General features: G+C 72.6%; 11 protein-coding genes. 6 read left to right on the forward strand and 5 right to left on the reverse strand.

Features of this window, described 5'->3' with window-relative positions; translation table 11 throughout:
* Positions 1 to 125 precede the first annotated feature (125 nt).
* The 5 genes from def to LAJ50_RS04530 all read left to right on the forward strand — a co-directional run bounded on the left by def (position 126) and on the right by LAJ50_RS04530 (position 6,058).
* Positions 126 to 638: a peptide deformylase gene (gene def, locus LAJ50_RS04510; RefSeq protein WP_138655467.1), complete on the forward strand. Its 513-nt coding sequence runs from the start codon at positions 126 to 128 to the stop codon at positions 636 to 638.
* A gap of 117 nt (positions 639 to 755) precedes the next feature.
* On the forward strand, positions 756 to 1,676 hold the full coding sequence (fmt, locus tag LAJ50_RS04515) for a methionyl-tRNA formyltransferase (RefSeq protein ID WP_130550733.1): 921 nt from the start codon (positions 756 to 758) through the stop codon (positions 1,674 to 1,676).
* Positions 1,673 to 2,971: a 16S rRNA (cytosine(967)-C(5))-methyltransferase RsmB gene (rsmB, locus tag LAJ50_RS04520; protein WP_224096472.1), complete on the forward strand. Its 1,299-nt coding sequence runs from the start codon at positions 1,673 to 1,675 to the stop codon at positions 2,969 to 2,971. Before fmt ends, rsmB begins: the two co-directional genes overlap by 4 nt.
* Positions 2,972 to 3,032: 61 nt before the next feature.
* Positions 3,033 to 4,766, forward strand: a complete 1,734-nt coding sequence (locus LAJ50_RS04525; RefSeq protein WP_138654295.1) for a glycosyltransferase family 39 protein — start codon at positions 3,033 to 3,035, stop codon at positions 4,764 to 4,766.
* A gap of 35 nt (positions 4,767 to 4,801) precedes the next feature.
* Positions 4,802 to 6,058, forward strand: coding sequence for an O-antigen ligase family protein (locus LAJ50_RS04530; protein ID WP_224096473.1), 1,257 nt, complete (start codon positions 4,802 to 4,804; stop codon positions 6,056 to 6,058).
* A 34-nt stretch (positions 6,059 to 6,092) separates the two neighbouring features.
* Here LAJ50_RS04530 and LAJ50_RS04535 read toward each other — a convergent pair whose 3' ends face one another.
* Positions 6,093 to 6,923 (reverse strand): glycosyltransferase family 2 protein, encoded by an 831-nt coding sequence (locus LAJ50_RS04535; RefSeq protein WP_138654291.1) that lies wholly within the window; start codon positions 6,921 to 6,923, stop codon positions 6,093 to 6,095.
* 9 nt (positions 6,924 to 6,932) lie between these two features.
* Here LAJ50_RS04535 and LAJ50_RS04540 point away from each other — a divergent pair, with 9 nt between their 5' ends.
* The gene (locus LAJ50_RS04540; protein WP_138654289.1) at positions 6,933 to 8,000 is read left to right on the forward strand and encodes a CDP-glycerol glycerophosphotransferase family protein; all 1,068 of its coding nucleotides are present in this window, start codon (positions 6,933 to 6,935) and stop codon (positions 7,998 to 8,000) included.
* A gap of 229 nt (positions 8,001 to 8,229) precedes the next feature.
* Here the strand turns inward: LAJ50_RS04540 and LAJ50_RS04545 are convergent, their stop codons facing one another.
* The 4 genes from LAJ50_RS04545 to LAJ50_RS04560 all read right to left on the reverse strand — a co-directional run bounded on the left by LAJ50_RS04545 (position 8,230) and on the right by LAJ50_RS04560 (position 12,703).
* Positions 8,230 to 9,744 (reverse strand): PH domain-containing protein, encoded by a 1,515-nt coding sequence (locus tag LAJ50_RS04545; protein ID WP_205961549.1) that lies wholly within the window; start codon positions 9,742 to 9,744, stop codon positions 8,230 to 8,232.
* Positions 9,741 to 10,274, reverse strand: coding sequence for a PH domain-containing protein (locus tag LAJ50_RS04550; protein WP_205961548.1), 534 nt, complete (start codon positions 10,272 to 10,274; stop codon positions 9,741 to 9,743). The genes LAJ50_RS04545 and LAJ50_RS04550 overlap by 4 nt, the downstream gene beginning before the upstream one ends.
* A gap of 261 nt (positions 10,275 to 10,535) precedes the next feature.
* Complete coding sequence (gene ribA, locus LAJ50_RS04555) at positions 10,536 to 11,651, reverse strand: GTP cyclohydrolase II RibA (protein ID WP_138654287.1); 1,116 nt, start codon at positions 11,649 to 11,651, stop codon at positions 10,536 to 10,538.
* A gap of 131 nt (positions 11,652 to 11,782) precedes the next feature.
* Positions 11,783 to 12,703: a lauroyl acyltransferase gene (locus tag LAJ50_RS04560; RefSeq protein WP_138654285.1), complete on the reverse strand. Its 921-nt coding sequence runs from the start codon at positions 12,701 to 12,703 to the stop codon at positions 11,783 to 11,785.
* Positions 12,704 to 12,731: the final 28 nt, after the last annotated feature.

Genomic DNA, 12,731 nt, shown 5'->3' on the forward strand with positions numbered 1-12,731 from the left:
CTACAGGTGGTCGCCACTATAGTCCAGAAAACGGCAGCCGACGCAAGCGATGGCGGGAGTCGGCTGCGCTACAATGTGCGGTCCGTCGCCGGACCGCATCCCGGCCTCCCCACCAGGTGCTCGCCATGGCCCAGTTGCCCATCCTCGAATTCCCAGACCCGCGCCTGCGCACCAAGGCGGTGCCGGTGCGCGCGGAACAGATCGCCGATCCGGCGTTCCAGACCCTGCTCGACGACATGTTCGAGACCATGTACGAGGCGCCGGGCATCGGCCTGGCCGCCAGTCAGGTGGACGTGCACCAGCGCTTCATGGTCATCGACGTGAGCGAGGAGAAGAACGCCCCGCAGGTGTTCATCAACCCCGAGATCCTGGACAAGGCCGGCGAGCAGGTCTACCAGGAGGGCTGCCTGTCGGTGCCGGGGATCTTCGCCGACGTGACCCGCGCCGATGCGATCACGGTGAAGTTCCTCGACCGCGCCGGCACGGCGCAGCAGCTGCGCGTGGACGGTCTGCTGGCGGTCTGCATCCAGCACGAGATGGACCACCTGGACGGCAAGCTGTTCGTCGATTACCTGTCTCCGCTCAAGCGCGAGATGGTCAAGAAGAAGCTGGCCAAGGTGCGGCGGAATGCGGCATGAGGTGACGCCGGGGCGCGGGTCTTCGGACCCGGGGCCCGGCCGGTCGCCCCTGCCGACGCTTGCGTCACGCCCGCGTCTCCCGTCTTTCGTTCCGCCCCCAGAGCTCCGCCCCTCCGCATGAAGATCGTCTTTGCCGGCACGCCGGACTTCGCCGTGCCGTCGCTGCGCGCGGCCGTGCGCCACAACGAAGTGGTCGCCGTCTACACCCAGCCCGACCGTCCCGCCGGGCGCGGGCGCGGGCTGACCGCCTCGCCGGTCAAGCTGGAGGCGGTCAAGCGCGGGATCCCGGTGCTGCAGCCGGAGACGCTGCGCAACCCCGAGACCCAGGCCGCGCTGCGGCAGATGGCGCCGGACGTGATGGTGGTAGTCGCCTACGGCCTGATCCTGCCCAGGGCGGTGCTGGAGATCCCGCGCTACGGCTGCTGGAACGTGCACGCCTCGCTGCTGCCGCGCTGGCGCGGCGCCGCGCCGATCCAGCGTGCGATCGAGGCCGGCGATAGCGAGAGCGGCGTGTGCCTGATGCAGATGGAGGCGGGCCTGGACACCGGGCCGGTGCTGCTGTCGCTGTCCGCACCGATCTCCGAGACCGACACCGGCGGCCAGCTGCACGACCGCCTGGCCGAGCTGGGCGGGCAGGTGCTGGCCGACGGCTTGGGCCTGCTGCGCGCGGGCATCCGCCCGGTGCCGCGTCCGCAGCCGGCGCAGGGCGTGACCTACGCGCACAAGCTGGACAAGGCCGAGGCGCGGCTGGACTGGACCCAGCCGGCCGCGGTGCTGGCGCGCAAGGTGCGCGCCTTCGTGCCCTGGCCGATCGCGGAAGGCGAGGTGGCCGGCGAACGCCTGCGCATCCACGGCGCCATCGCGATCGACCTCGCCCACAACGCCGCGCCCGGCACCCTGCTGGCCGCCACCCGCCAGGGCCTGGACATCGCCTGTGGGCAGGGTGCGCTGCGCCTGCGCGTGGTCCAGCGCGAGGGCGGCAAGGCGATCACCGCCGCCGACTACCTCAACGCACGCCGCGATCTGGGCGGCGCATGAGCGGCCAGGCCGGCGTGGTGGTGCGGGTCACGGCCGCCCGCGTGCTGGACGCGGTGCTGCATCGCGGCCGCTCGCTCAAGGCCGAACTGGCCACCACGCTGCCGCAGCTGGCCGATCCGCGCGACCGCGCCCTGCTCGAGGCGATCTGCTTCGCCGCGCTGCGCCGGCGAACCGCCTACAACGCCGCGCTGAGCGGCTGGATGCCGCGCCCGCTGCAGTCCAGGGACAACGAACTGCGCGCGCTGCTGCTGGCCGGCCTGGCCCAGCTCGACGCGCTGCAGCTGCCGGCGCACGCGGCGCTGTCGGCCACGGTCGAGGCCGCGCGCACGCTGGGCCGGCCGCACCAGGCCGGCATGGTCAACGCGCTGCTGCGCCGCGCCCAGCGCGAAGGCGTGCCGGCCGCCGATGCGTCCGCGGCCTGGCCGCAGTGGCTGCAGCAGCGCCTGCGCGCCGACTGGCCGACGCAGGCCGACGCCCTCTTCGCCGCCAGCGCGGAGCCGGCGCCGCTGTGGCTGCGCGTCAACCGGCGCTTGGCGGATCGCGACGCCTACCGCGTGCAGCTGGCCGAGAGCGGGATCCACGCCGAGACCATCGCCGCCTTGCCCGACGGCCTGCGGCTGGCCGAATCGACCGCCGTCGGCGGCCTGCCGGGCTTCGAGGCGGGCGTGGTGTCGGTCCAGGACGGCTCGGCCCAGCAGGTCGCCGACCTGTTCGCGCTGGCCGAGGGCGCGCGCGTGCTCGACGCCTGCGCGGCGCCGGGCGGCAAGTCCGCGCACCTGCTCGAACGCCAGCCGGGCCTGCGGCTGACGGCGCTGGATGTGGATGCGCGCCGGCTGCGCCGGGTCGAGCAGACCCTGCAGCGGGTCGGCGCGACGGCCACGCTCAAGGCGGCCGATGCCAGCGATCCAGCCGGCTGGTGGGACGGGGTGCCGTTCGATGCGGTGCTGCTGGACGCGCCGTGCTCGGCCACCGGCATCGTGCGCCGCCAGCCCGACGTGCTGCTGCATCGCCGGCCCGAGGACATCGCCGCGCTGACCGCGTTGCAGGCGCGACTGCTGGACGCGGCCTGGGCGGTGCTCGCCCCGGGCGGCACGCTGGTGTATGCGACCTGCTCGCTGCTGGCCGCGGAGAACGCCGCGCAGATCGAGGCTTTCGTCGCGCGTCATGACGCTGCGCGGCTGGACGACCCCGGTGACGCCTTCGGCCATGCCAGCGGCGGCGGGCGCCAGCGCCTGACCGGCGAGGACGGCATGGACGGCTTCTTCTACGCCCGTCTGCGCAAGGCCACCGCCTGAGCCGAGGGCGCGCTCCGCGCCACCACTGCGTTCCGACATCGCCTCGCTATCATCCCGCGCCATGCGCCCCATGACCTACGCCAAGACCCGCTCGCTCGACACCTGGTTGCTGTTCATCACGGCCCTGCTGGTCATCGGCGCGGGCATCGGCCTGCGCGATCCCTGGCCGGCCGACGAGCCGCGGTTCACGCTGGTCGCCAAGCACATGGTGGAGAGCGGCGACTGGTTGTTCCCGCATCGCGGCGTGGAGCTGTACTCGGACAAGCCGCCGATGCTGATGTGGCTGGAGGGGCTGTTCTTCCTGCTCACCGGCAACTGGCGCGTGGCCTTCCTGATGCCCTCGCTGCTGGCCACGCTGGGCGCGATCTGGTGCGTCAAGGACCTGGGCCAGCGGCTGTGGACGCGCAAGGTCGGGCTGTACGCAGGGTGGGCGCTGCTGTTCGCCTTCCAGTTCACCTACCAGGCCAAGCGCGCGCAGATCGACGCGCTGGTGCTGGGCATGATCACGCTGGCCAACTATGGCCTGCTGCGGCACCTGCTCAAGGGGCCGGACTGGAAGATGTGGGTGCTGGGCTGGTTCTTCGCCGGCCTGGGCACGATCACCAAGGGCGTGGGTTTCCTGGCGCTGCTGAGCATCGTGCCGGCGGCGGTGGCCTCGGTCCGCGGCTGGCCGGGGGTGAAGGTGTGGGCCGGCGACCGGCGCTTCTGGCTGGGACCGCTGGCGTTCCTGGTGGCGGTGTCGATCTGGCTGGTGCCGATGGTGGCCACGGTGCTGCTGTCGGGCGACCCGGAACACCGCGCCTACCTCAACGACATCCTGTTCCGGCAGACGGCCAAGCGCTACGCGCGCTCCTGGGACCATCCGCAGCCGGCGTGGTACTTCCTGCAGGTGCTGCTGATGTGGGCGCCGACCATCCTGGCGCTGCCCTGGGCGATCGCGCCGTGGGCGCGGCGGCTGCGCCTGCGCCACGACCCGCGCTACCTGGTGCCGCTGGCGTGGTGGCTGATCGTGATGGTGTTCTTCTCCATCCCGCACGGCAAGCGCGACGTCTACATCATGCCGGCGCTGCCGATGCTGTGCCTGGCGCTGGCGCCGCTGCTGCCCGGCCTGTTGCGGCGGCGCGACGTGCGCGCGGTGGCGCATGCGTTCAGCGCGGTGCTGGTGCTGGCGCTGCTGGGGATGGGCATCGCGATGCTGACCGGCGAGCCTTCGTTCGAACGCGGCCTGCATCGCGATCGCGACCTGGACGAGACGGCCACCCAGGCGATGGCCTGGGTGCTGGTGGCGATCGGCACCTGGGGCTTGGCCAGCCTGCTGGCGTTCTGGCGTCGGCCGGTGGTGGCGATGTGCTCGATGCTGGGCGCGATCTGGGTGCTGTATGGCCTGGTGGTCTGCCCGCTGCTCAACGACTCCAGCTCCGCGCGCGGGGTGATGCGCGAGGTGGCCCAGTCCATCGGTCCGCAGGCCGAGCTCGGCCTGGTGGCGTGGAAGGAGCAGAACCTGCTCATGAGCCAGTCCAACACCACCACCTTCGGCTTCCGCAAGCTGTGGAAGGAGCAGCTGCGCGAAGGCCTGGCCTGGCAGGCGCAGGCGCCGCAGCGGCGCTGGCTGCTGGTGCAGGATGTCGCGCTGCCGGCGTGCATCGACCGCACCGTGGCCCGGCATGCGGGGCAGGCGGGGCGCCGCGGCTGGTGGCTGGTGCCGATGGGCGCGCGCATGGCGTGTCCGGCCTCGCCGGAGATTCCGTTCGATGATTCGGCGCGCAAGGCGCAGGTCGAGGCCGAGGGTGAGTAACGCGATGTTGTGGATGACTGGCGTACATGGGCCTGATGCCCTCGCCTGACCGGACATCGCTGCTGTCCCAGCCCTTCCCGGCCTCGCCGCGGCTGCGCGCCGCGCGCGCGCTGTACACGCTGGCGCTGGTGCTGCTGCCGGCCTGCCTGATCGCCACGCCCGCCGGCCTCCTGCCGGCGGCGGTGTGCACGCTGCTGGCGGTGCTGCTGGCGCCGGACCGGATCTGGGCCGCACGTTTCGATGCCGGCCGGCCGCTGCTGTGGATGACCCTGGCCGTGGTGCTGGTCGCCCTGGTGGCGAGCACCTCGACGATGATCCACCACGACCGCTGGAGCGAGGCCGGCAACCGCGGCCGCGTGCTGGTGATGCCGCTGGCCATGCTGCTGGTGGTCGGCCTGGCGCCGCCGCGCGCGGCGCTGTGGGGCGGCGCGGTGCTGGGCCTGTTCGGTGCCTGCGCCGTGGCCTTGGTGCAGCTGTGGCAGGGCGTGGCCCGCGCCGATGGCTGGATCAATGCCATCACCTTCGGCGACCTGGCCGTGCTGCTGATCGCGCTGGTCGTGTTCCTGCGTCCGTCCGGGCGGCTGCTGCTGACCATCGCGGCCACCTGCGCCGGCCTGGTGGCGGTGGTGCTGAGCGGCACCCGCGGGGCCTGGCCGGCCGCCGTGCTGGTGCTGGCCATCGCGCTGATCTCGCGCGCCAGCGGCGGCAGGGCCCGGCGCTGGGAATTCTGGGCGCTGGCGGGGCTGGCGGTCGTGGCGCTGGCGGCGCTGCTGCCGCATGTCAGCCAGCGGATGGAGGCGCTGCGCGGCGACATCCAGCGCTATGCGGTCGGCGATGTGGATTCTTCCTCCGGCGCGCGCATCGAGCTGATCGGCATGGCCGTGGACGAGCTGCGGCGACAGCCCTGGACCGGGGTGGGCGTGGGGCATTTCGAACGCGTGGTGCTGGCCTCGCCGGAGTGCAGGCCGCCCGAACCCCTGAGCTGGTGCGACCTGGACCACGCGCACAGCGACTTCCCCGAATGGGGCGCGACCATGGGCGTCCCCGGCATCGTCGCGCTGCTGGCGCTGTACGGGGTGCCGGCCTGGCTGTTCGCGCGCCAGCTGCGCGTACGGCCGTTTCCGCGGCGCTCGCGCAGCGCCGCGCTGGCCGGCCTGGCGGTCGTGATGTCCTTCGTGCTGTGCGGCCTGAGCCAGTCGATGTGGGCACACCAGCTCAGCGGCGGCGCCTATCTGACGCTGGTCGGGATCCTGCTGGGATTCAGCCTGCGCGAGGATCCGCGCAAGGGCTAGGAACGAGTGGAGGTGAATGAGGAACGCGTCGTCGTCACGCGTTTCCTGTTTCTCGTTTTTCGCTCCCTGGGCCATCGGCCAGCGGCTGTCCGTGCTGCAGCAGCCACAGCATGATCGCCTTCTGCCGCACGTAGTTGGCGCGCACATAGGCGTAGACCAGGCCGCGCCAGCCGTCCAGGAAGCCCAGCCGGAACACATAGCCGCGCCAGAAGCGCCACGCCGGCGAGAGCACCAGCTTGGCCAGCGAGGCGCGCTTGCCACGGGCGAACTCGTGCTCGGCCATCATCCGCGCGTAGCGCTGGGTCTTGGCCAGCTGCTGCTCCAGCGAGCGGTAGGGGTAGTGGATCAGGTCGCCGGCCAGCGTGTGGACGGGGCCGTCCACGCTGGCGGCTTCGTGGATCTCGCGCTGTCCGCGCCAACCGCCGCGCCGGCGGTCGAACAGGCGCAGCACGCGGTCCGGATAGGCGTTGCCATGCCGCAGGAAGCGGCCGAAGTAATCCGATAGCCGGTTGAAGCGATAGCCCGCCGCGCCCGCGAAACCGCCGTCGCGCGCGGCCTCGATCGCCGCGCGCAGCGTCGCATCCACGCGCTCGTCCGCATCCAGGCACAGCACCCAGTCGTGCGCCGCGCTGCGCACCGCGAAATCCTTCTGGCTGCGGTAGCCATCGAAGCCACGCAGCAGCACGCGCGCGCCGCGGGCCTGGGCGATGGCGGCCGTGGCATCGGTGGAATGCGAGTCCACCACCACGCACTCGTCGCAGAAGGCCAGCGAGTCCAGGCAGTCGCCGATGCGGTCGGCTTCGTTGAACGCGATAATGCAGGCCGAAATGCGCGGCCGCGGGTCGTGTGGCGACGTCAAGGACATAGCACGCTCATGGCCGACTACCTGCTGTTTGCGACCGAACGGTACGCCCTGCCTATTCTGGCGCCTCTGGCCCAGGCGCTGCACGCATCCGGCCAACAGGTCCATGCGTGGTTCGAGGGCAACGCGCGCGGGCTGGAGGCGCAGGTGGCGCCTTGCGTGCGCCCGGTCGATCTGAAGGGCGCCGTGGCGCTGCGCCCGCGCGCGGTGTTCAGCGCGGCCAACTGGGTGCCCCCCTTCGTGGCCGGGGCCAAGGTGCAGCTGTTCCATGGCTTCAACGTGGAGAAGCGCGCCGATGGGCGCGGGCACTTCCGCGTGCGCGGCCTGTTCGACCTGTACTGCACCCAGGGGCCGGCCACCACCGCGCCCTTCCGCGCGCTGGCCGAGCGCGAAGGCCACTTCGCCGTGGCCCAGACCGGCTGGCCCAAGCTCGACCCGCTGTTCCGCGACGACGGCGGCGCCAGCGCCGCGCTGCGCGCGCCGGCGGGCGGGCGGCCGGTGATCCTGTTCGGCTCGACCTTCACGGAACGCCTGAGCGCCGCGCCGCTGCTGATCGACCAGATCGCCGCCGACATCGCGCGCGGTGAACGCTACTGGCTGCTGACCCTGCATCCCAAGTGCCCGCCGGCGCTGTTCGATCGCTACCGCGCGCTGGCCGGGGCCAACGCCGCCTTCGTCGAGCCCGAGCAGGTGATGGCGGCCCAGCGCGCGGCCGATGTGCTGGTGTCCGATACCTCCTCGATCGTCTCGGAGTTCGTCGTCCAGCACAAACCGGTGGTGACCCTGCGCAATCGCGCGCCCAAGCCGCACATGCTCGATTTCGACGACCCGGCGCAGCTGCCGGCGCAGCTGGAGCGCGCGCTGCAGCCAGCGCCGGCGCTGATGGAGGCGATCGTGCGCTATGCCGATTCGATTCATCCCGATCGCGATGGCTTCAGCGCCGAGCGGGTGATCGCCGCGACCGAGGACTTCATCGCCGGCGAGCTGGGCGTGCTCAAGCCCAAGCCCTTCAGCGCGCGCCTGCGCGCCCTGCAGATCCGCAAGGATCTGGGCTACTGGGGACCCGGCGCCAGGCCTTGACCTCGTGGGAGCCGGCCGGCCGGCGATGGGGCTTTACCGGTAAGGCCCCATCGCCGCCGTGGCGGCTCCCACCCGTGGAGCGGAGCTTGCTCCGCTGGAGCCTCCCCCACGAACCGAACGAAGGGCAGCGGAGTCCCCAAGAGGGGATTGCCACAAGCTCCGCTCTCCAGGCAGGCCGCTGCGAGATCTGAGGAGGCAGTTGCTTCCACCCTGCCAAGCGATGGCCTTCTTACCAGCGCAGCTGTCGGCGCGCGAGGGTGGCGGTGAGCTGGTCGTGCAACGCGCGCGCCTGTTCCACCGGCATCAGGCGCAGCTCCAGGCGCGGTCCCTGGCGGGAGGCGCCGGCCGAATCGAGCAGCAGCGTGGCCGTGCCGCAGCGCCGATCCAGCGGCGAGCGTGTCAGGCGCAGCGCCTGCAGCTTGTCGACTTCGGCGAAGCGCCACCAGCGCGTCCACCAGCCGCCGCGCACGGCCACCAGGCGCGCATCCACGCTCCAGGCCATGCGCCGCATCTGCCGCCAGGCCTTGAACGCCGACCACGGCCACCACGCCAGCACGGCCAGCGCCAGGACACCCAGCAGCGGCCACAGCGCCGCGGCCAGGACGATCAGCCAGAACGCCGGCCACAGGCACAGCCGCCACCAGTGCCTGGCCGCCATCGGATGCCAGTGCGCCGGCGGCCAGTGCGCGTCGGGCAGCAGGTGCTGCAGCAGGGCATCGCAGCGCTCCGGCGTGGCCAGCGGCACCAGTTCGCGGATCGCGCGGTCCTGGTCGTGCGAGGCGCCGACCACGGCGGTGTCCACATCCAGGCTGCGGCGCTTGAACCAGCGATGCAGCACGCCTTCGCGCAGGGTCCAGGACTGGATGCGGCGGCGCGCCGCGCTGGAGCGCACGCGCGCCAGCAGGCCGCGCTCGACGGTCAGGCGCTGCTGCGCTTCGCTCAGGCGGAAACCGTGGTACTGCAGCGCCGCCAGCGCGATCGACAGCGCCCGCAGCAACGCCAGCGCCAGCAGGATCACGCTGGCCGCGGTCAGCAGCCCGGTCAGCCAGCCCAGGTGCAGGTGGCTGGCGAAGCCGAACGCCTGCCGGCCGTAGTGTTCGATGGCATTGGCGACCACGCGCTGCGGGAACAGCTGGTACAGCGCGCCGGCGGTGGCGGCCATGGCGATCATGCCGCGGTTGGAGATCAGGCCCACGCGCACGATCTCGCCCGCGTCCAGGGTCAGCAGGGTGGCGCCGTCCTGCGCCTCGGGCGTCGCTTCGGCGTCGTCGGCCTGGCCGCGATGGCGCACCAGCGCTTCGAGTGCGAGTGCCTGGTCCAGTCGCAGCACGCGCATCTGCGCCTCGGGCTTGCTGCCGCCGGCCGATTCCAGGCGCAGTTCGGCCACGCCGAACAGGCGATGCAGCAGGCTCTGGTGTACGGCCACGTTGTGGATGCGGGCGAACGGGATCTCGCGACGGCTGCGGTTGAGCAGGCCGCTGCGGATGCTCAGGCCGTCGGCACCGATGCGGTAGCGATAGGTCAGATAGCGCAGCAGCGAGGTGCCGACCAGGATCGCCATCACCACCAGCGTGACGGCGTGGTCGTAGCGGTCCGACTCGCCATCGCGGCCGCCGAACACCAACAGCACGACCAGCGGCAGCAGGAACTGCTTGAGCTGCTGCAGCAGCACGAACAGCCACGACCACGGATGCAGGCGCTGGTCGCGGGGGGCGGGCGGCGCCGTGTCGGGGGCGGCGCTCACAGGGCGTCGTCGTCGCGGTCGAGCTGGTGCGCCAGGCGCTCGCGCAGGCGTTCGGCATCGCGCTGGTCCAGCCCGGACACCGACACCGCGCTCAGGCGCGTGCCGGCGGTGTGGACCACCAGCGTGGCCAGCCGCGCGGCGCGGTCGAGCGGGCCGCGGCGCACGTCCAGATGCTGGACGCGGGAGATCGGCACATGGGTCTCGCTGCGCCACAGTCGGCCCTGCATCAGCGCGAAGCCCTGCGCGTCCAGACGCCAGCGGATGAAGCGATGGCGGCGATAGGCGATCACCGCCGCGCCCAGCGCCACCACCACGACCGCGACCGCGCCTTCGCCCAGCCACCGCGCCAGGCTCGATGCGTTCAGCCAGGCCACGCCCAAGGCGAACGCACCGGCCACCAGCGTGCCGACGAAGGCGCCGAGCGCGGCCAGCCTGGCGCCGCGAGGCGGCAGCGGCTGCCAGCCTTCGGGCAGCGCGGTGGCGGACGCGGGCGGCGGGGAGGTTTCGGGAAGCGGAGGCGGGAACGACACGCGGAGCCTGGACGGGAAGGGCGGGAGCGGGGCGCCGCCGAGTCTAGAGCCTGTGATGGCCCCTGCGGTGAGCGCGAGGCCGTGTCAGGAAGCTTGGACCCTGTGTCGCGCCGCCGGCCCTGGCGTCTTCGTCGCTTAGCGGCCGGCGCACTCTCTGGCGTCGTTCCCGCGCAAGCGGGAACCCATGGAGTTTACGCACAACCTCCAAAGGCACCGGATCCCCGCTTTCGCAGGAATGACGATCCTGAAAGCCGCCCGCAATCAGGACAGCGAAGACAGCAGCGCGTCCACGTCCAGCGCGTGCCCGGCGCGGGCGGCCTTGGTGCGCAGGTACTGCTCGTTGTCGGTGGTGATGCGGCCGGTGACCGGCAGGCGTTCGACCACTTCCACGCCGACCGCGCGCAGGCGCTCGACCTTGGATGGGTTGTTGCTCAGCAGCCGCACCTGATGCACGCCCAGGCCACGCAGCATGGCCGCGGCGGTGCCGTAGCGGCGCTCGTCCGGGCCGAAGCCCAGCAGCGCGTCGGCATCGATCGTGTCCAGGCCCAGGTGCTGGTAGCCGTAGGCGCGCATCTTGGCGGCGATCCCGGTGCCGCGGCCTTCCTGGTCCAGGTACAGCAGCACGCCGCCGCCCAGTTCGGCCAGCTTGGCCAGGCCGTTGCGCAGCTGGTCGCCGCAGTCGCACTTGAGCGAGCCGAACAGGTCGCCGGTCAGGCACGAGGAATGCACCCGCACCGGCACCGGCCGGCTGAAGTCCGGGGTGCCGACGATGATCGCCACCTGGTCGCGCTGGGCCACCCCGCCGCGGAACACCACGAAGCGCGCATCGCCCAGCCCGCGCAGCGGCACGCGGGTGCTGGCGACTTCCTCCCAGTCCTGCCCGGCGTCGGCCTGGCCGGCCTCGACCTGGTCCAGGGTGATGGCCAGACAGGCGTCGAACGGACCGGCCTGCGCCTCCAGGTCGTGCACCACCAGCGCCGGCAGCAGCAGCCCCAGGCGCGCGAGCTGCAACCCGGCGGCATCGCGGGCGTTGGCCGGGTGCCAGGCGTCGCCGTGCGGCTGGGCCGGCAGATAGCTCAGGTCGGCGAGCTGATCGAAGCGCCCGTCCAGCGCCAGACGCGCCCCTTGCGGCGCGTCCAGGCCGAGCACGCCGGCGCGGATCGGCCCGATCGACAGCGTCGCCCGCCCGCCGCTGGCCTCCAGGAAGCCGTGGAAGCTGTCCGGTGACGCGGTGTCCACCGCCAGCACGGCGGTCTGCCCGCCCTGCGCATCGACCACGCGCAGCGGCCGGCCCGCGCGCAGTTCGGCGGCCGCCCGCTCGCACGCCACCGCGGCGGGATGGCCGAACAGGGCGAGGTGGAGGTGGGAAGCGGTCATGGCGGTCGGAATCAGCGGCGGGGCGAGGAACGGGGGCGGCGTGCGATGGATCGAATGCGGCCTGTTGGGCATTTTCGCCGATCCGCCGTGCGGCGACGGCCACGCCAGCGGAACGATGCGGGCATGGGCCGTCAGTGCGGGTGCCTGGCGGTCCAGTACGGGTCGGTCTCGCCACTGCCAGGGGGGCGCAGCGTATAGCGCTTGTAGGTCCACTGGTACTGGGCCGGGTCGCGCCGGGCCACGCGCTCGATCTGCGCGTTGAGCAGCGCCGTGCCCGCCACCGGGTCCGCGTCGCCGATGCCCGGCGGGGTCGGCTCGACGTGCAGGGCGAAATCCAGCCCGCTGCCCACCCGCTCGCACCAGCCCAGCAGCACGATGGCGCCGGTGCGCTCGGCCAGCCGGTTGACCAGGGTCATGGTCAGCGCGGGCACGCCGAAGAACGGCACGAACACCCCATCGCCGGCCTTGGGCTGCTGGTCGGGCAGGATGCCGACCGCGCCGCCTTCCTTGAGCACCTTGAACAGCTGGCGCACGGCCGGGCCCTCGGCGCGCACCTGGCGGATGTTCTCCGCCCCGCGCACGCGCTGCAGGAAGGCGTCGCCGGCGGCCGAGGCCGGCGGCTTGTAGACGATGGCGATGTCCCCGCGCGAGGCCAGCCACTGGTTCAGCAGCTCCCAGTTGCCGAAATGCGGCGCGGCCACGATCACCCCGCGCCCGGACTTGAGCGCTGCGTCGTACAGGTCCTGGCCGTGGCGCTGGCGCAGGTGCGCGTCCAGGTTCCGCGCGTGCGGCCGGGTCCAGAAGCGCAGCGTCTCCAGCGCCTGGCGCGCGGTGCCGCGCAGGATGCGCCGGTGCAGGTCGGCGCGCTGGCTGGGCAGCAGCTCGGGATAGGCCAGCTCCAGGTTGCGGCGGGCCACCCGGCTCTCGCGCGCGTCCAGCCGGCCCCAGGTCCAGGCCAGCGCATCGGCGAGGCGGCGCAGCAGCGGCCAGGGCAGGGAGGTGAGGGCGGCGGCGGCGCGGTAGGCGCCAGCGGCCAGCAGGTGCGGCTTCATCGCGCCAGTCTATCGGCGCTGTCAACCG

The sequence above is a fragment of the Pseudoxanthomonas sp. X-1 genome (genome assembly GCF_020042665.1).
Lineage (GTDB): Bacteria > Pseudomonadota > Gammaproteobacteria > Xanthomonadales > Xanthomonadaceae > Pseudoxanthomonas_A > Pseudoxanthomonas_A spadix_A.